The sequence below is a fragment of the Cutibacterium sp. 37298 genome, assembly GCF_023838685.1.
Classification (GTDB): domain Bacteria; phylum Actinomycetota; class Actinomycetes; order Propionibacteriales; family Propionibacteriaceae; genus Cutibacterium; species Cutibacterium acnes.
Genome location: NZ_JAJNRJ010000003.1, coordinates 193,576 through 210,336 on the forward strand (window position 1 = coordinate 193,576; position 16,761 = coordinate 210,336).

A 16,761-nucleotide genomic window follows, 5' to 3' on the forward strand; every position below is an offset into this window, starting at 1 on the left:
CTTGCCTTTCGTGGGTCAGAAGTCGAGACCAGCCTCGCGGGCCGCATCGGCCAGCGCGGCGATCCGCCCGTGGTACTGGTTTCCGGCCTTGTCGAACACGACCTTGGTAATGCCAGCAGCCTTGGCGCGCTCACCAATGATGGTGCCGACGCGGGCCGCCTTCGCGGTCTTGTCTCCGGACATCTCGCGCAGCTCGGCCTCCATAGTGGAAGCTGACACCAGAGTGTTGCCGGCAACATCGTCGATGACCTGAACGAAGACATGCTTCGACGAACGGGTCACAACCATGCGAGGACGCTCGACGGTCCCGAAGATCTTCTTGCGACCACGGGCCTGGCGACGAGCACGTGCCTTGGCGCGGTCGGACAGGCTCTTGCGAACAGTCAGGGTGCTTGCCATGTCACTTACCTGCCTTTCCAACCTTGCGACGGACGTTCTCGCCCTCGTAACGCACGCCCTTGCCCTTGTAGGGCTCCGGCTTGCGGATCTTGCGGATGTTGGCCGCGGTCTCTCCCACGGCCTGCTTGTCGATGCCCTGAACCGAGAACTTTGTGGGGTTCTCGACGGCGAAGGTGATTCCCTCCGGGGCGTCGACGATCACCGGGTGTGAGAAACCGAGGTTGAACTCGAGCTGCTTGGGGCCCTTGGACAGCACGCGGTAACCCACGCCCTGGATCTCCAGCTTCTTCTCGTAGCCCTCGGTCACACCGATAACCATATTGTTGATGAGGGTGCGAGTCAGCCCGTGCAACGAGCGATTCTCACGCTCATCGTCAGGACGCTCAACGAGGATCGCGCCCTCATCATTCTTGCTCACGGTGATGGGTTCGCGAACGGTGAAGTTCAGGGTTCCCTTGGGACCCTTCACCTCCACGTACTGCCCATCAAGCTTCACCTCGACACCGGACGGGACGGCGATGGGAAGCCTGCCAATGCGCGACATTGATTACTCCTATCTGTCTCGTCGACGGTCACCACACGTAGGCGAGGACTTCCCCGCCCACGGACTTCTCATGGGCCTGCTTGTCAGTGAGCAGCCCCTGAGAAGTGGAGATGATAGCGATGCCCAGGCCGCCGAGTACCTTCGGCAGGGCGGTGGACTTGGCGTAAACGCGAAGTCCGGGCTTGCTGATACGGCGGACGCCAGCGATCGAACGCTCGCGGTTCTCGCCGTACTTGAGGGTGAGGGTCAGGGTCTTGCCGACCTCGCCCTCCTTGGGTTCGTTGACCTTATAGTCGGCGATGTAGCCCTCGGACTTGAGGATACCGGCGATTCCCGCCTTAATCTTCGAGTGAGGCATCGACGTCTGGTCGTGGTACGCCTGGTTGGCGTTGCGCAGACGGGTCAGCATGTCTGCGATGGGGTCAGTCATGGTCATGGCTGGTTTGGCCTCTTTCTCACAACGGTTTCCCTGATGCCGCCTCCGTGGGGACCGGCTCGGGACCTTCTGTGTTGTTCAGGTAGGTATGGGGCGGGTTACCAACCCGCCGGGGCCTTATCGGGCCCGTGGATCAGCATCCTTAGACGGACGCGCGGTCACCAAGACGACTTGGTGACACCCGGGAGCTGACCGGCGTGGGCCATCTCACGCAGACAGATTCGGCATAGACCGAATTTGCGGTACACCGAGCGCGGACGACCGCAGCGCTGGCAACGGGTGTAAGCACGGACACCGAACTTGGGCTTGCGGGCCGCCTTGACCTTCAGAGCTGTCTTGGCCATCAGATCCTCACTTCTTCTTCTTGGCGTAGTAGGCGGGACCGCGCTTGGTCTTCGCCTTCTTCGGATCATCCTTCGCCTTGAACGGGAATCCCAGGTGTTTGAGCAGGGCCTTGCCCTCCTCGTTGGTCTGCGCGGTGGTCACGAAAGTGATGTCCATGCCACGGATGCGGTCGATCTTGTCCTGGTCAATCTCGAGGAACATAACCTGCTCGGACAGGCCGAAGGTGTAGTTACCCTTGCCGTCGAACTGGTTCGAGTTGAGACCACGGAAGTCGCGGATGCGGGGCAGGGCCAGGGTCAGCAGACGGTCGGCAAACTCCCACATGCGGTCCCCGCGAAGGGTGACGTGGCAGCCGATCGGCTGTCCCTCGCGCAGCTTGAACTGAGCGATGGACTTGCGAGCCTTAGTAACCTGCGGCTTCTGACCGGTGATGGCGGTGATGTCACGAATAGCACCATCCATAACCTTGGAGTCGTGAGCGGCATCACCGACGCCCATATTCACCACGATCTTTTCAAGACCGGGGATGAGCATCGGGTTACGGTAGCCGAACTCCTCCTGCATGGCAGCGCGAATCTGCTCGCGGTACTGCTTCTTCAGACGAGGCATCTCGTGCGCGATAGCGTCGGTGCTCACTTGGCCTCCTCCTTCTTGAGGTAGCGGACGCTGCGCTGGGCGGCGTACTCAGAGCCGTCGGGGCGACGCTTGGTGACGTCCACGCGACGGTAACCGACGCGAGTCACGACGTCCTTGCCGTCGATCTTGGTCACGAGCTGAACGTTCGAGACGTGGATCGGAGCCTCAGACGAGATGATGCCGCCCTTAGTGGTGCCGCCCTGTGGGGTGGGCATGTCGCGACGATGATGCTTACGAATGTTCACACCCTCGACGACGACGCGCTCACGGGCCGGGTCCACCGAGAGGACCTCGCCGATGGCGCCCTTGTCGTTGCCAGCGATGACCTTGACGCGGTCACCCTTCTTGATCTTGAGCGACTTCATTCAGATCACCTCCGGGGCGAGCGAGACGATGCGCATGAACTTCTTCTCACGCAGCTCGCGGGCGATGGGGCCGAAGATACGGGTACCACGAGGCTCCCCGTCTCCCTTAAGGAGGACGGCAGCATTCTCGTCGAACTTGATGTAGGACCCGTCCGGACGACGGTGCGACTTGACGGTCCGAACGACGACGGCCTTGACGACCTCGCCCTTCTTCACGTTTCCGCCGGGGATGGCATCCTTGACGGTGCACACGATGGTGTCACCGAGGTAGGCGTAGCGACGCTTCGATCCACCGAGAACACGGATGCAAAGAAGCTCCTTCGCACCAGTGTTGTCGGCGACTTTAAGTCGCGTCTCCTGCTGGATCATGTCTTCTCCTTTGTCCCACTGGTTCCCTCCCGGGCCTGATAGGACTGTTGAACACGAACCCTCTGGATTTTGCCAGAGGGCAACCCGCACCTCAGGGGGTACGCGGCTGTCGTCCGCGAGAGGTCCCGCCACCCTCGGGCGGCGCACGGTAACCTTCGACTCCGCAGAGTCGGGGCTCCACGCTGTGCTTAAAGGTGGGCACAGTCGCAAGACAACTTCAGCAGTTTAACTCTCGTCGCGACAGATTGCCAGTCGTCACGTTGGCTCATCGAAGATGGCCGCGTGGGTCGTGAGTGAATGGGGCCAACCCCACGAGCCACCCCCAGCATCCGGGCAGACGTGCAGGTCGCCAATATCCAGAACCGGTAACGAACCATAGCGCACACGCAAGCGGCTGGCGGACAAGGTGAAACGTTGGTTTGAGATTGATCCTCTGGCTGTGGTTGGCTCCTCCAGCGCTAGCCCGCCTTAGCTTAACTACGAAACGCAAACCAAGGCGCTACTCCCCCTGTCCCCACACACAACAAGGCGACCCACCCTTTCGGATGGGTCGCCTTGACGTCAGTGTGGTGATCGCCTCACCAACCAATCACTTGGCCTTCTCGACGATCTCGACGAGGCGCCAGCGCTTGGTGGCCGACAGCGGACGAGTCTCCATGATCCGAACGCGGTCACCCATACCGGCCTCGTTGTTCTCATCATGGGCCTTCAGGCGCACGGACTTTGTCATGACCTTGCCGTACAGCGGGTGCTTGACGCGATCCTCAACCATGACGGTGATCGTCTTATTCATCTTGTCGGACACGACGAGTCCCTCACGGACCTTGCGGCGGGTCGTCCGCTCAGCGGTGTTCTCGCTCATACTCAGGCCTCCTTAGTGGAATCGGGATCGTCGACGATATTGAGGTTGCGCTCCTGGAGCACGGTGTACACCCGGGCAATATCCTTGCGGACCTCACGCAGGCGAGCCGTGTTCTCGAGCTGACCGGTGGCCGACTGGAAACGCAGCCCGAACAGCTCCTCCTTCAGTTCACGAACCTTGTTGCGCAACTCTTCACCGGAAAGCTGGCGCAGCTCAGCAGCAGAAAGCTTCGGCATCAGTTGTCACCACCTTCACGGGAGATGAAACGAGCCTTCATCGGCAGCTTGTGGATGGCCAGACGCATGGCCTCGCGGGCCACTTCCTCCGGCACACCCGACAGTTCGAAGAGAACTCGTCCAGGCTTGATGTTGGCGATCCACCACTCAGGCGTGCCCTTACCGGAACCCATGCGGGACTCGGCAGGGTGCTTGGTCATCGGGCGGTCCGGGTAGACGTTGATCCACACCTTTCCACCACGCTTGATGTAGCGGGTCATAGCAATACGGGCGGCCTCAATCTGACGGTTAGTCAGGTACCCACCCTCGGTGGCCTGAATGCCATAGTCACCAAAGGCCAACTGGGTGCCACCCTTAGCAGCGCCAGTCCGCTTGGGATGGTGCTGCTTACGGTACTTCACTCGACGAGGAATCAACATGTCAGGCTCCTGCGTTCTCGGTCTGCGGGGCCGGAGTCTCAGCAGACTGCTTGGCGGCCTCGGCGCGACGCCGTCCACCGCGACGGTCAGGACGATCGCCCCGGCCATGACGGTTTCCACCGCGTCCACCACGACCGCCCTGGGCAGCCTGGCGAGCAGCCTTCTGGGCAGCGCGCTCCGCGCGAGTGCCGGTGACGTCGCCCTTGTAAATCCACACCTTGACGCCAATGCGGCCGAAGGTGGTGCGGGCCTCGAAGAAGCCGTAGTCAATGTCAGCGCGCAGGGTGTGCAGCGGCACACGGCCTTCGCGATAACCCTCGGAACGACTCATCTCAGCGCCCCCCAGACGTCCGGAGCACTTGATACGAATACCAAGAGCGCCGGCGTTCATGGCGGACTGCTGAGCCTTGCGCATGGCGCGACGGAAAGCGACACGGGCAGCAAGCTGCTCGGCAATTCCCTGAGCGACCAGCTGGGCGTCAGTCTCAGGGCTCTTAACCTCGAGGATATTCAGCTGGATCTGCTTGCCGGTGAGCTTTTCGAGCTCACCGCGCACGCGCTCAGCCTCCGCGCCATTGCGCCCGATAACGATGCCCGGGCGGGCGGCGTAAAGGAAAATGGTCACGCGCTCGGAGCGACGCTCGATCTCGATGGACGAAAGACCGGCGCGCTCCAGATTCTTGTGGAGCAACTCTCGGATCTTGACATCCTCACCCACGAGCTCGGCGTACTGCTTCTCGGCGTACCAGCGGGTCTTGTGATCGGTCGTCACACCGAGACGGAAACCATGGGGATTGATTTTCTGGCCCATGTCAGGCTCCCTTCTCGGTCTCGGACTTGGCTGCAGCTGCCGGACGACCCGACGTGGCCTTCTTACGGGCCCGACGGGCTTCCTTGGGCTCGACAACCACGGTGATGTGAGCGGAGCGCTTCAGAATCCGGCTAGCGGATCCCTTGGCGCGGGGACGGATGCGGCGCATGGTGATGCCCTCGTCGACAAAGGCCTGCGAAATGTACAGGTCGTCGGCACGCAGGCCCTCGGTCTGCTCGGCGTTGGCCATGGCTGAGGCAATAACCTTGCGAATCGGCTCGGCCGCGGCCTGCGGCTGGAATTTCAGCATGGTCACCGCATCAACGGCGTCCATACCGCGAACCAGGTTGATAACACGACGGCACTTGCTGGCGCTCATCCGGACGTGACGCGCAATAGCGTACGAGCCGGGTCGATCGCCGAGCAGGGCGGCGCGACGGCTGGGCCTCTCAGTTTTGCTCATGAATCAGATCCCTCTCGTCAGCGCCTGCGCGCCTTCTTATCGTCCTTCACGTGACCCTTGAAGGTCCTGGTCGGGGCGAACTCTCCGAGCTTGTGCCCAACCATCGATTCGGTCACGAAAACCGGGACGTGCTTGCGGCCGTCATGCACGCCGATGGTGTGCCCGATCATATCGGGGGTGACCATGGAGCGACGCGACCAGGTCTTAATGACGTTGTGTGTGCCCGCCTCGTTCTGGGCAGTGACCTTCTTGGCCAGATGCTCGTCGACGAAGGGGCCCTTCTTCAGACTGCGTGGCATGTCTCAGACTCCCAATCAGCGCTTCTTGCCGGACTTGCGGCGACGCACGATGAGACGGCTGCTCGCCTTTTTCTTGTTACGGGTGCGACCCTCGGGCTTACCCCAAGGGCTCACTGGGTGACGACCACCGGAGGTACGGCCCTCGCCACCACCGTGCGGGTGGTCGATCGGGTTCATGACCACACCGCGAACAGTCGGGCGAATGCCCTTCCAGCGGTTACGGCCAGCCTTACCCCAGTTGATGTTGATCTGCTCGGCATTACCGACCTCACCGATGGTGGCGCGGCAGCGAATGTCGACCATGCGCATCTCACCCGAGGGGAGGCGCACAGTGGCGTACTTACCCTCGCGGGCGACCAACTGCACCGACGCCCCGGCGGAGCGACCCATCTTGGCGCCACCACCCGGACGCAGCTCCACAGCGTGAACCGTGGTACCGACCGGAATGTTGCGCAGCGGCAGGTTATTACCCGGCTTGATGTCAGCCTCAGGGCCGGACACCACGACGGTTCCCTGGCCAACACCGTCAGGGGCGATGATGTAACGCTTCTCGCCGTCGGCGTAGTGGAGCAGGGCGATACGAGCGGTGCGGTTCGGGTCATACTCAATGTGAGCAACCTTGGCCGGCACGCCGTCCTTGTCGTAACGCTTGAAATCAATGATGCGGTAAGCCTGCTTATGTCCACCACCAATGTGACGGGTAGTAATGCGGCCTGTGTTGTTGCGACCACCCGTCTTGGGCTTGGCAACGAGCAGGGACTTCTCAGGAGTCGAGCGGGTGAGCTCGACGAAGTCCGACACGCTCGAGCCGCGACGGCCCGGAGTGGTGGGCTTGTACTTGCGGATACCCATTGGTACTTCGTTCCTTCTCTCGCGGCTCAGGCGACCGGGCCGGTGAAGATGTCGATGCGATCACCCTCGGCAACAGTCACGATGGCGCGCTTGGTGTCGGGACGCTTACCCACGCCAGTGCGAGTGCGACGTACCTTCCCCTTACGATTCATCGTGTTCACCGAGGTGACCTTCACACCGAAGATCTGCTCGATCGCAATCTTGATCTCGGTCTTATTAGCAGTCGGCTTGACCACGAACGTGTAGGTGTTCTGGTCGAGCAGACCGTAGCTCTTCTCGGAGACGACCGGGGCGAGGATGATGTCCCGGGGATCTCGGATCTTCAGCTCGCTCACTTGGCGTCCTCCTTCTCGGAGTCGGACTTAACGGCGTTGACGAAGCCAGCGGCCTCAGCAGCCGCGGCGGAACGGAACCACACCTCAGCGATGGTGCGCCCGTACCACGGAGACGACGGCTCGTGGAACTTCATGGAGTCCTCGTTGCCCTTGATGTCGAAACCAGCCGGCGGGTTGTCACCACGGAAGGAGTCCTCACCGTAAGGATGCTGATCGGCAACATTGGTCTCGGGGACCTCAGGCTCAGCGGTCAAGGTCTGGGTATTAGCGCTGCGGGCACCAACGAAAGCGTCGAGGCCAGCCTGGCTGAACACGATGGTCCGGGCGTTGACGACGTCATAGGTGTTGAGCTGATCGGCAGCCAGAACGTGAACCTCGGAGAGGTTACGCACCGACAGCCAGTCGATCTCGTCGCTGCGGTCCAGGACGACGAGCACCTTACGAAGCTCAGCCACACCGGACAGCACAACCTTGGCCTGCTTAGTCGAGGGCTTATCACCGTCAACCAGCGAGGTCACGACGAAGATGCGGTTGTCGCGAGCCATATCAGACAGGGCCCCACGCAAAGCAGCGGCCACCATCTTCTTGGGGGTGCGCTGAGCATAGGAACGCGGCTGCGGACCGTGAACGGTGCCGCCACCGACCCACTGCGGTGCACGAGTCGAACCCTGACGAGCACGACCGGTGCCCTTCTGGCGCCACGGCTTCTTGCCGCCACCAGAGACTTGGCCACGGGTCTTCGTAGCGTGGGTGCCCTGACGAGCAGCCGCGAGCTGGGCCACGACGACCTGATGAATCAGCGGAATGTTGGTATTCACGTCGAAGAGGTCCCCGGGAAGCTCGGCCGATCCGGCCTTCTTGCCCTTGACGTCAAGGACGTCGATGGTCTTGGTCTCGTTCATGCGGCATCCCCATTCTTGGCGGCCTTCTTGGCGGCACTGCGGACGACGAGCAGGGAACCCTTCGGGCCGGGAACCGCGCCGCGGACCAGCATGATCCCGCGCTCGGCGTCGACGGAGTGAACCTGCAGGTTCTGGACAGTCACGCGCTCGACACCCATGCGGCCGGCCATGCGGAGGCCCTTAATGACCTTGCCTGGCGTCGAGCAGCCGCCGATGGAGCCCGGCGAGCGGTGCTTGCGGTGCACACCGTGGGTAGCACGCAAACCACCGAAACCGTGACGCTTCATGACGCCAGCGGTGCCCTTGCCCTTGCTGGTGCCGGTGACGTCGACGAAATCAGACTCGGAGAACACGTCAGCAGCGATCTCCTGGCCCAGGGTGTATTCGGAGGCGTCGGCGGTGCGCAACTCGACAAGGTGACGTCGAGGGGTCACACCAGCCTTCTCGAAGTGGCCAGCCTCCGGCTTGGTGACCTTCTTCGCCTTGACGGCCCCGTAGCCAAGCTGGACGGCGGAGTAGCCATCAGTCTCGGGAGTGCGCACCTGAGTGACGACACACGGTCCGGCTTGGATGACGGTCACGGGAACGAGCCTATTGTGCTCGTCCCACAGCTGGGTCATGCCGAGCTTGGTGCCCAGCACGCCCTTGACAGTGCGTTCATTGGTCATGGTGCTCAACCTCACGGAAGCTTGATCTCGATGTCGACACCAGCCGGCAGGTCAAGACGCATTAGCGAATCGACTGTCTTTGGGGTCGGCTCGAGAATGTCGATGAGCCGCTTGTGGGTGCGCATCTCGAAGTGCTCGCGGCTGTCCTTGTACTTGTGGGGCGAACGGATCACACAGAACACGTTCTTCTCGGTCGGCAGCGGCACCGGGCCGGCGACCTTAGCGCCCGTGCGGGTCACCGTGTCGACGATCTTGCGCGCCGACGAGTCGATGACCTCGTGGTCGTAGGCCCGCAGCCTGATGCGGATCTTTTGTCCCGCCACAGTTGTTCCTTCTACTCGTCTCTGCCGCGTCCAAGATTCCCTGACGTGGGAGTCCGGTACGCCCAGAGGGTTCCGGCGTGAGGAGCGAACTCCTCATTGGTCCCAACCTCACGATCCCGCAGATCCGGAAACCGCAAGGTCACGTCGCTCCCCTCCGACCCACGCGCTCGGGTGTGTCGCGCATCGCAAACTGCAGAACACCACCGCTCACTAGCCGTCGAGGACCCCGTGAACACTGTGGATTTGTCGGCAGTCATCCGATACTGACCCGCTTCCATGGGCCCGGCAGCGGACTCACCTTGGTGGTGACACCTCTACCGCATGGCCGCAGTGGCCGGTGTGGCTGCAGCGGCCGGGCCCGACCTCAAAAGATCATTGGGCGAGGCGCACTGCAACCCCGTTCGGAGCAACTTCTACAGTGTGTCACCGACGAACCAGCAAGGCAAATCAGGACCAGCAGACCCCAACAACGGCCCCGCAATTGAATGGTGTTCAATTGTTATCCGGTTGCCAACGCCGAGGAGTCGCCAATGTCATCGCAAAACCCCACAACCGCAGCCTGGTGGAGTGTGCGCATGAGAGCCGCTGGGACCCTCGATGACGAGCCCTATCACGTCAGTGGAGCCGAGTCGCTCGTTGCGCCGGGAATGATCGAGCAGACCGTGGCCGGTCTGACACAACGCGCTCTTGCGCCGGGGCATACCGTCAAGGCTCGGCAGGTGCGCGTCAGTCTGGATCAACTCGACGTCGAGCCCACCGTCATTCCTGCTCTTCCCACTGAGCTTAAGGAATGTCCTGATCCCATGGCGGCTCGCCAGTACTTTGTCGACGTCTTATCCCGCTTCGTCCCCCATCCTGCCGAAGCACTGCGTGTTCTCACTGAAGGCCCGACCATGCGAGGAGCTGCCATGGTTGAGTCGGGAACTGGCCGTCGGTTAGAGGCCGACCCTCTGCGTGGGGTGCGAGTTACGAAGTTCGGAGATCTCACCGAATCGGCCCCGGGAGCGTCTTTGGCACACAAGAAACACCATCATGAAGCCGTGTTGTTGGCTAGCAAAGTCGCAGCCGCACCGGGAGTACTGGCGGAACTCTGCATTTCCGACGACCCCCATTACACCCGCGGCTACGTTTGTGTCGACGGGGTCTACACGACGGTGACTAACGTCAAAGCTGACGGCGACCCCAATGGTGGACGCATCATCCTCGTCGACACGGCACGTGCCGACCCAACCACGATCACCACGTGGCTCGAAAACCACCCCGTTCTTATCGGCCCTGCCACGGCCAGCGGCCCCAAAGCGGCCTCCTGGCATGATCACCTCTGCGGCCGTCTCAACGCATGGCGCGCTGCTGGCCTCGAGCGCCGTCCCCGCACCTTCTGCTCTGCTCAGGATCCTGACACCGTCACAACCGACGGACCTGCCTTACTGTTCTCCTCATCGGACTACCTCGGCCTGTCGACCGAGCCTAAAGTTCAGCAGGCCATGATCAACACTGCCAGAAGGCTCGGGAATAGTTCGGGTGGCTCTCGGCTCACGACGGGCACTTCCGTAGCTCACCACCAGGCTGAACGTGAGATCGCCGCATGGTTGGGATACCCGCAGGCCGTGTTCATGGCCAGCGGCTACCAAGCCAACATCGCGACCATACAGTTGCTCGCCGACCCTCACGTCACCGTCATTTCCGATGCTGAGAACCATGCCAGCCTGATCGACGGGTGCCGCTTGGCGCGAGCGCGCACCGTCGTCGTCCCCCACGCCGACCTCGACGCCATCGACACAGCCCTCGATCGCGTTACGACCAACAGGGCGCTCGTACTCACCGAAGGCGTCTACTCCATGGGCGGCGACGTCACCCCTGTCGGCGAGCTCGTCGAAATTGCCCACCGCCATGGTGCTCTGGTTGTCGTCGACGATGCTCATGGGATTGGTACGGTCGGTCCCACTGGCCGCAGCGCGACCGAAGGTCTCTCGGCGTCACAACGACCCGACGTTTTGTTGGGAACTGCGAGCAAAGCTCTCGGGGTCGAGGGTGGTTTCGCATGCGTCGACGAGACTCTGGCTATCCTGATGCGCAACTGCGCACGAGGGTACGTGTTCTCCAGCGCCCCTTCTCCTGCCGTCGCGGCAGCCGTGGCCGCGGCCGTGAAGTATCTACGAACTGACACAAGTCGGGTCCGTAAACTTCAGGCCAACGTCGCCCAGGCACGTCGCCTCCTGGCCGAAGCTGACCTCATTCCGCCCTCGGCCGCCCATGATCGCGGCCCGATCATCCGGATCCCGGTTGGACCGGAATCTCGTGCTGTCGCAGCTCAGGGAGAGCTGGCTCGTCGCGGCCTCATGGTCGGTGCGATCCGCTACCCCGCAGTCGCGAAGGGCGACGCCATCCTGCGTATCTGTCTCACGGCACGTCACACTGACGAGCACATTCGGATTCTCGTCACGTCCCTCCGCGAAGTCCTTGACGGCGCTCTCAGCGACGCACCACGGTGACGTTCTTCGGGAGGTCGTAATACTGATGAAGGCGGGCCTCGGTGGTTCCACGGCGGCCCGCATAGTCGGGCAACCAGTCTGGGGCGGGCAGCGCCTTCGGGACGACGACTGTGTCGCGCTCCCCACGGCGTGCCGCGTCTAGCTGGGCGTTGACCGCTCGCCAGACACTACCGTTGAGTGTCGCTCCCTCGAGCATCTCCCACGCTCCCAATGGGCCGGTACCCAGACATGACGCGGTAGTAACCATAGCCAGAACCGTCGCGAGTTGCGTCTCCGATACCGCCATAACTCGCGCGCCAGATTCCGAGGCTGGAATACAGCTGTCGCCCTGGGTTGTGCCACCCCGCATCAGCCCGACTGCAGCCCATGCCCATATCAGCGCACTCACGGTAAAAACCACTAGGCCGAGGAAGGACGTTCGTCCCCCTGGAGAACCTTGAATCAACGGCAGCGCATAGTAACCAAACGCCGCGCCCGTCGACACCCCCACCATGCCGCATCCCGGTATCCGAGCAACCATCACTGTGAGCACTACAAGGATCGCCATCACGATGCCGAAGCACACCCCGCTCAGCACTCCGGTGGCCGAGAAGTACAGTCGAATATCTCCCACGAGCTTTCGTTGCGCGAGTACCGTAATAATTCGCAGGCTGGCCGCGGCTAGCCCGACAGATGCCACACAGAACAGGGCGAGCAGGATCCCGATAGCGCGGCGGTGGAATCCGCGCCTCATGACTACCAGACACAGAGCGATAACTGACAGCATGATCGCAAAGAACACGACCGGGTAATTGCTGAGCGAATGACTGACGGAGTGGACGATGAATGACACTCGTTTGGGAATCTCCCCGGTTGATTTCGGGTACGGATATGGGTCTCCCACTCGGTGACGACGTGCCCACAAACCCGGCATTCCCATTCTCGCGGCATTTCCCACAGCCGCCACGATCAGAGCCACCGCCCACCGAGTAGTCCATTTCCCAGCAGGTGTTATGAGAGCCATGGCAACAATTGCTCCGACGATTCCCGGCGCATTCAATTCATGGTGAATGCTTGCTACACATGACAGCACCACCGCTATCCACAAAACCCAGCCGTGGTCGACATTCGGTCCCCGCTGGGACCACAGCAGAAGGATAGAAACGATACCGAGCGCTAGACCCCACATATAGCCGATGTTCGCAGCAATGAACATGATTGTATCCCCACCCATATGTGGCTCGAACCCAATCACGGCCAATTGGTGCGAGAAATGCACCGATGCCTGCTAAAAGGTCAGCACCGGGCGACACTACTTCCCGTAGATCTCGAATAAGGCCTCGCACCATGAGCCATAGTGCCAGCGACGCCGTCACAGACGAGAGTATGAGGGGAACGCGAATCCATCCCCCCATCGCCATGACGAGTTGCACCATCATGTCCGAGAAACGACCATTGCGCTCTACCAGATCGCAGACGGTGAGCCGCGCAAAATCCGCCCAGTCAATACGCCCGCCGGGAGTACCAGATCGGGTGGCGAAATACAAATCATCGATATCCCACACAGGCGTTCGCCACACCAACGCCCAATAACAGGTGACGAGCACCCAGAACCACACTATTGGGCGTCGCAGAAGTGGATGACGCCGCAGCACAACCCCCGTCTCCCCGTGTTCAGTCATTACTTCTGGTCTATCTCAGCCTCGAACCTTTGCATACGACGAAGAGTCGACTCCTTGCCCAGAATCTCCATCGCCTCGAACAGCGGCGGGGACACCCGCGAACCAGTCACGGCCACCCGAACCGGCGCAAAGGCTAGGCGGGGCTTGATGCCCATCTCGTCGCACAGTCGGGCGCGCAAGGCAGCTTGGATAGCGTCAGCGGAGAAATCATCAAGTCCCTTGAGCACCTCAACAGCGGCATGCTGGATGTCGTCGGCTCCTGCCTTGAGCTTGGCCACAGAATCCCCATCGAAGACCAGGGCGTCGTCGTCAGTCAGCAGGAAGGCCAGCTTGGGCAGAGCCTCGGACAACAACGTTAATCTTTCCCGAACTAGCGGCATCGCGGCGTGGATGACACAGCGATCCTCCTGGGTCAGATCACGACCCAGAACTTGTCGCGCCTGGCCCATCTGGTCGGCGTAGTCGAGCACACGATCAGTGAGGACCTCAGCGTCAAGGCTGCGAATGTACTGACCGTTGAGCCAGTCCAATTTAGTGACGTCGAAGACCGGGCCGCCTGTAGAAACGTCTCCCCAATCGAACCGGGACACGAAGGAATCAAAGTCCTCCATTTCCTGGCCCTCAGCAACCGTCGGGTAGGCCAACAATTGAAGGAAATTACGCAACGCCTCAGGAAGATAGCCTTGCTCACGGAACCACATCAGCCGAGCAGCCGGGTTCTTACGCTTAGAAATCTTGGATTTATCAGTATTACGCAGCAGGGGCATATGAGCGAACCTCGGCGCTTCCCATCCCAGCCACTTGTAAAGCAATAGATGCTTGGGCGTCGACGAAATCCATTCCTCACCGCGCACAACGGTATCGATACCCATCAGATGATCGTCAACGACGACGGCCATGTGGTAAGTCGGGAACCCGTCAGCTTTGAGGATCACCTGATCGTCAGGACGAGGAGCACGCACCGTGCCCCGGATAAGGTCATCAAACTCCAGATCGACATCCTCAGGAATAAGCATCCGAACCACCGGGGTCTCGGTGAAACCTGGCAGTTTAGCTCTTTCCTCTTTCGACATCCCCAGGCACATCCGGTCGTAACCGGTCTCCGGCGACTTCGCCGCAGCACGCTCCTCGCGCAACTGCTTGAGCCTCTCCTGGGAGCACCAGCAACGATAGGCGTGACCGGACTCGATGAGTTTCTCAACGAGCGGTTTGTACGTGTCTAACCGCTCAGACTGCTTGTACGGCTCATACGGGCCACCGACGAGCGGGGACTCGTCAGGAGATAACCCCAGCCACTCGAGTGTCTGATAAATCTGATCCTCCGAACCCGCCACCAGACGAGTGCGATCAGTGTCCTCGATGCGCAGCACGAACTGGCCACCGGTGCGTTGTGCCCATGCCTTGTCGAACAAGGCCATATAGGCCGTACCGACGTGAGGATCACCAGTGGGCGAGGGGGCAACGCGCGTGCGCGCGGGATGCAAATCAGTCATGATGACACGAAGTCTATCGGGATCCGCTGACAGACTCCGGTAAAGTTCCCGCCATGGCAGAACCTACTGGAAACCCGGCTGAGTCCAGCTCGGACTTCATTCATCAGGTTGTTCGCGCGGACATCCACCAGGACACCTACGGCGGGCGCGTCCAGACCCGGTTCCCACCTGAGCCTAACGGCTACCTCCACATTGGCCACGCCAAGGCCATCGTCACCGATTTCGGCGTTGCCGAGGATTTCGGCGGCACCTGCAACCTGAGACTTGACGATACTAATCCAGGCACCGAGGAAACCGAGTATGTCGAGTCGATCGTTGCAGACATTGAGTGGTTAGGTTACTCCCCGGCCCACGTTGTCCACGCGTCAGACTATTTTGAGCAGCTTTACGAGTGGGCGAAATACCTCGTACGTGAGGGGCTGGCCTACGTTGACGACCAGTCCCCCGAAACTATCCGCGAGCAGCGCGGCGGCTACGGTAAGCCGGGCATTGAAAGTCCCTATCGCAACCGTCCTGCCGAAGAATCCCTTGACCTGCTGAGGCGGATGCGTGCCGGGGAATTCCCCGACGGTTCCCGCTGCCTGCGCGCCCGCATCGATATGCAGGCCGAAAATATGTGGCTGCGCGACCCAGTCATGTACCGGATCCGCCACCAACCCCACCACTCCACCGGTACCGAGTGGTGCATCTACCCCACCTATGACTGGGCACATGGTCAGTCTGACGCTATTGAGGGCGTGACTCACTCGTTGTGCTCCCTAGAGTTCAACAGTCATCGTCCGCTCTACGACTGGTTCCTTTCTCACCTGCCCCTGGACGGCCCTGCCCCCAAGCAGCGCGAATTTGCCCGTCTCGAGTTGACCCACACCATCACCTCGAAGCGCCGGCTCAAGTCCCTAGTAACCGACAACATCGTTGACGGATGGGATGATCCGCGCATGCCCACCCTGCGCGGTATGCGTCGCCGTGGATACCCAGCAGCCGCCATTCGAGCCTTCTGCCAGGCCGTCGGCACTACCAAGAACAACTCGGTCAAGGCCATTGAGGAGTTTGAGTCCTTCATGCGCCGCGAGCTCAACGCCACCGCTCAGCGACGCATGGCTGTGTTGCACCCCCTCAAGCTTGTCCTTGATGGCTGGCCGACTGACGACGACGGCAACCCGGTGGTGGAATGGTTCCAGCTGGTCAATAATCCGGAGAATCCTGACGACGGTACCCGTCGCGTCCCCTTCACCGGAGAGCTCTGGATTGAGGCCGATGATTTCCGCGAGGACCCTCCCCGCAAATTCTTCCGCCTCTCCCCTGGACATGAGGTGCGCCTGCGCGGCGCCTACCTGGTGACAGCCACCGACGTCGTCAAGAATCCTGACGGAACTATTGCTGAGGTTCACGCCAGTTACGACCCGCAATCGCGCGGCGGAACCGCCCCTGACGGCCGCAAGGTGAAATCGACGATGCACTGGGTTTCGGCTGGCCATGCCATTCCCGTGACAGCCAACCTGTACGACCGCTTATTCAGCGCTGAGATTCCCGGGTCGCAGACCGGGGAAGCCCTTGACGATCTCAACCCACATTCCCGCGAAACACTCACCGAGGTCATGGCCGAACCAGCCCTAGCCAATGTGGCTCCGGGCGAGGTGGTGCAATTCGAGAGACTGGGATACTTCGCTGCAGATCACGACACCGCCGTGTTCCATCGCACCGTCGGTCTGCGTGACGAATGGGCCCAGCTACAAAAGCGCCAGGCCTGACTAGACAATGTTGCCGACAAAAATCCATCGATTTGTCCCCCAACGCTCACCTCATTCGGTAACGATGGTGTCGCTTCCCAACCCGTTGGAAGGACACCAT

General features: G+C 61.2%; 22 protein-coding genes and 1 pseudogene. 2 read left to right on the forward strand and 21 right to left on the reverse strand.

What is annotated here, in order from left to right; translation table 11 throughout:
• Positions 1-15: 15 nt before the first annotated feature.
• The 18 genes from rplR to rpsJ all read right to left on the reverse strand — a co-directional run bounded on the left by rplR (position 16) and on the right by rpsJ (position 9,264).
• Entirely contained in the window at positions 16-399 is a 384-nt protein-coding gene (gene rplR / locus LRP59_RS09555; protein WP_002514853.1) for a 50S ribosomal protein L18, read from the reverse strand.
• A gap of 1 nt (position 400) precedes the next feature.
• The gene (rplF, locus tag LRP59_RS09560) at positions 401-943 is read right to left on the reverse strand and encodes a 50S ribosomal protein L6 (protein WP_002514854.1); all 543 of its coding nucleotides are present in this window, start codon (positions 941-943) and stop codon (positions 401-403) included.
• A gap of 28 nt (positions 944-971) precedes the next feature.
• Positions 972-1,379, reverse strand: coding sequence for a 30S ribosomal protein S8 (gene rpsH, locus LRP59_RS09565; protein WP_002514855.1), 408 nt, complete (start codon positions 1,377-1,379; stop codon positions 972-974).
• Between the two features lie 158 nt (positions 1,380-1,537).
• Positions 1,538-1,723 (reverse strand): type Z 30S ribosomal protein S14, encoded by a 186-nt coding sequence (locus LRP59_RS09570; RefSeq protein ID WP_002514856.1) that lies wholly within the window; start codon positions 1,721-1,723, stop codon positions 1,538-1,540.
• A 7-nt stretch (positions 1,724-1,730) separates the two neighbouring features.
• On the reverse strand, positions 1,731-2,360 hold the full coding sequence (gene rplE / locus LRP59_RS09575) for a 50S ribosomal protein L5 (protein ID WP_002533365.1): 630 nt from the start codon (positions 2,358-2,360) through the stop codon (positions 1,731-1,733).
• The gene (gene rplX / locus LRP59_RS09580; RefSeq protein WP_002514858.1) at positions 2,357-2,725 is read right to left on the reverse strand and encodes a 50S ribosomal protein L24; all 369 of its coding nucleotides are present in this window, start codon (positions 2,723-2,725) and stop codon (positions 2,357-2,359) included. Before rplX ends, rplE begins: the two co-directional genes overlap by 4 nt.
• Positions 2,726-3,094, reverse strand: a complete 369-nt coding sequence (gene rplN, locus LRP59_RS09585) for a 50S ribosomal protein L14 (protein WP_002514859.1) — start codon at positions 3,092-3,094, stop codon at positions 2,726-2,728.
• Between the two features lie 589 nt (positions 3,095-3,683).
• Entirely contained in the window at positions 3,684-3,956 is a 273-nt protein-coding gene (gene rpsQ, locus LRP59_RS09590; protein ID WP_002514860.1) for a 30S ribosomal protein S17, read from the reverse strand.
• Between the two features lie 2 nt (positions 3,957-3,958).
• A complete protein-coding gene (gene rpmC / locus LRP59_RS09595) occupies positions 3,959-4,192 on the reverse strand; it encodes a 50S ribosomal protein L29 (protein WP_002514861.1) in 234 nt (77 codons plus the stop codon).
• Positions 4,192-4,611: a 50S ribosomal protein L16 gene (gene rplP, locus LRP59_RS09600; protein WP_002514862.1), complete on the reverse strand. Its 420-nt coding sequence runs from the start codon at positions 4,609-4,611 to the stop codon at positions 4,192-4,194. The genes rpmC and rplP overlap by 1 nt, the downstream gene beginning before the upstream one ends.
• Position 4,612: 1 nt before the next feature.
• On the reverse strand, positions 4,613-5,422 hold the full coding sequence (rpsC, locus tag LRP59_RS09605; protein WP_002514863.1) for a 30S ribosomal protein S3: 810 nt from the start codon (positions 5,420-5,422) through the stop codon (positions 4,613-4,615).
• A gap of 1 nt (position 5,423) precedes the next feature.
• Positions 5,424-5,885: a 50S ribosomal protein L22 gene (rplV, locus tag LRP59_RS09610; protein ID WP_002514864.1), complete on the reverse strand. Its 462-nt coding sequence runs from the start codon at positions 5,883-5,885 to the stop codon at positions 5,424-5,426.
• 17 nt (positions 5,886-5,902) lie between these two features.
• On the reverse strand, positions 5,903-6,184 hold the full coding sequence (gene rpsS / locus LRP59_RS09615) for a 30S ribosomal protein S19 (protein WP_002516048.1): 282 nt from the start codon (positions 6,182-6,184) through the stop codon (positions 5,903-5,905).
• A 15-nt stretch (positions 6,185-6,199) separates the two neighbouring features.
• Entirely contained in the window at positions 6,200-7,036 is an 837-nt protein-coding gene (gene rplB, locus LRP59_RS09620; protein ID WP_002514866.1) for a 50S ribosomal protein L2, read from the reverse strand.
• 26 nt (positions 7,037-7,062) lie between these two features.
• Positions 7,063-7,371 (reverse strand): 50S ribosomal protein L23, encoded by a 309-nt coding sequence (rplW, locus tag LRP59_RS09625; RefSeq protein WP_002514867.1) that lies wholly within the window; start codon positions 7,369-7,371, stop codon positions 7,063-7,065.
• Positions 7,368-8,273, reverse strand: coding sequence for a 50S ribosomal protein L4 (gene rplD / locus LRP59_RS09630; protein WP_002514868.1), 906 nt, complete (start codon positions 8,271-8,273; stop codon positions 7,368-7,370). Before rplD ends, rplW begins: the two co-directional genes overlap by 4 nt.
• Complete coding sequence (rplC, locus tag LRP59_RS09635) at positions 8,270-8,941, reverse strand: 50S ribosomal protein L3 (protein ID WP_002514869.1); 672 nt, start codon at positions 8,939-8,941, stop codon at positions 8,270-8,272. The genes rplD and rplC overlap by 4 nt, the downstream gene beginning before the upstream one ends.
• 11 nt (positions 8,942-8,952) lie before the next feature.
• On the reverse strand, positions 8,953-9,264 hold the full coding sequence (gene rpsJ / locus LRP59_RS09640) for a 30S ribosomal protein S10 (protein WP_002514870.1): 312 nt from the start codon (positions 9,262-9,264) through the stop codon (positions 8,953-8,955).
• Between the two features lie 575 nt (positions 9,265-9,839).
• On the opposite strand from rpsJ, the gene LRP59_RS09645 reads away from it, so the two are divergent.
• Positions 9,840-11,756, forward strand: a complete 1,917-nt coding sequence (locus LRP59_RS09645; RefSeq protein WP_002533364.1) for a 6-carboxyhexanoate--CoA ligase — start codon at positions 9,840-9,842, stop codon at positions 11,754-11,756.
• On the opposite strand, the gene LRP59_RS09650 is transcribed toward LRP59_RS09645, so the two are convergent.
• The 3 genes and pseudogenes from LRP59_RS09650 to gltX form a co-directional block, all read right to left on the reverse strand.
• Positions 11,737-12,996 (reverse strand): hypothetical protein, encoded by a 1,260-nt coding sequence (locus LRP59_RS09650; RefSeq protein ID WP_032504822.1) that lies wholly within the window; start codon positions 12,994-12,996, stop codon positions 11,737-11,739. The two genes, LRP59_RS09645 and LRP59_RS09650, sit on opposite strands and share 20 nt — an antisense overlap.
• Positions 12,997-13,090: 94 nt before the next feature.
• Positions 13,091-13,417 (reverse strand): annotated as a pseudogene (locus tag LRP59_RS09655) (hypothetical protein); the annotation flags it as partial.
• Complete coding sequence (gene gltX, locus LRP59_RS09660; protein WP_002521992.1) at positions 13,417-14,835, reverse strand: glutamate--tRNA ligase; 1,419 nt, start codon at positions 14,833-14,835, stop codon at positions 13,417-13,419. The gene gltX and the pseudogene LRP59_RS09655, both read right to left, overlap by 1 nt.
• Before the next feature lie 128 nt (positions 14,836-14,963).
• Here gltX and LRP59_RS09665 point away from each other — a divergent pair, with 128 nt between their 5' ends.
• On the forward strand, positions 14,964-16,661 hold the full coding sequence (locus LRP59_RS09665) for a glutamine--tRNA ligase/YqeY domain fusion protein (protein WP_002514875.1): 1,698 nt from the start codon (positions 14,964-14,966) through the stop codon (positions 16,659-16,661).
• Positions 16,662-16,761: the final 100 nt, after the last annotated feature.

Excerpts from the sequence above, each read along its gene's own strand:
- rplD (WP_002514868.1), bottom strand. The coding sequence starts at position 8,273 with ATGAACGAGACCAAGACCATCGACGTCCTTGACGTCAAGGGCAAGAAG.
- rplN (WP_002514859.1), bottom strand. The coding sequence starts at position 3,094 with ATGATCCAGCAGGAGACGCGACTTAAAGTCGCCGACAACACTGGTGCG.
- rplX (WP_002514858.1), bottom strand. The coding sequence starts at position 2,725 with ATGAAGTCGCTCAAGATCAAGAAGGGTGACCGCGTCAAGGTCATCGCT.
- rplF (WP_002514854.1), bottom strand. The coding sequence starts at position 943 with ATGTCGCGCATTGGCAGGCTTCCCATCGCCGTCCCGTCCGGTGTCGAG.
- rpmC (WP_002514861.1), bottom strand. The coding sequence starts at position 4,192 with ATGCCGAAGCTTTCTGCTGCTGAGCTGCGCCAGCTTTCCGGTGAAGAG.
- rplV (WP_002514864.1), bottom strand. The coding sequence starts at position 5,885 with ATGAGCAAAACTGAGAGGCCCAGCCGTCGCGCCGCCCTGCTCGGCGAT.
- rpsH (WP_002514855.1), bottom strand. The coding sequence starts at position 1,379 with ATGACCATGACTGACCCCATCGCAGACATGCTGACCCGTCTGCGCAAC.
- rplR (WP_002514853.1), bottom strand. The coding sequence starts at position 399 with ATGGCAAGCACCCTGACTGTTCGCAAGAGCCTGTCCGACCGCGCCAAG.
- rplC (WP_002514869.1), bottom strand. The coding sequence starts at position 8,941 with ATGACCAATGAACGCACTGTCAAGGGCGTGCTGGGCACCAAGCTCGGC.
- LRP59_RS09645 (WP_002533364.1), top strand. The coding sequence starts at position 9,840 with ATGAGAGCCGCTGGGACCCTCGATGACGAGCCCTATCACGTCAGTGGA.
- LRP59_RS09570 (WP_002514856.1), bottom strand. The coding sequence starts at position 1,723 with ATGGCCAAGACAGCTCTGAAGGTCAAGGCGGCCCGCAAGCCCAAGTTC.
- rpsS (WP_002516048.1), bottom strand. The coding sequence starts at position 6,184 with ATGCCACGCAGTCTGAAGAAGGGCCCCTTCGTCGACGAGCATCTGGCC.
- gltX (WP_002521992.1), bottom strand. The coding sequence starts at position 14,835 with ATGGCCTTGTTCGACAAGGCATGGGCACAACGCACCGGTGGCCAGTTC.
- LRP59_RS09665 (WP_002514875.1), top strand. The coding sequence starts at position 14,964 with ATGGCAGAACCTACTGGAAACCCGGCTGAGTCCAGCTCGGACTTCATT.
- rpsC (WP_002514863.1), bottom strand. The coding sequence starts at position 5,422 with ATGGGCCAGAAAATCAATCCCCATGGTTTCCGTCTCGGTGTGACGACC.
- rplP (WP_002514862.1), bottom strand. The coding sequence starts at position 4,611 with ATGTTGATTCCTCGTCGAGTGAAGTACCGTAAGCAGCACCATCCCAAG.
- rpsQ (WP_002514860.1), bottom strand. The coding sequence starts at position 3,956 with ATGAGCGAGAACACCGCTGAGCGGACGACCCGCCGCAAGGTCCGTGAG.
- rplB (WP_002514866.1), bottom strand. The coding sequence starts at position 7,036 with ATGGGTATCCGCAAGTACAAGCCCACCACTCCGGGCCGTCGCGGCTCG.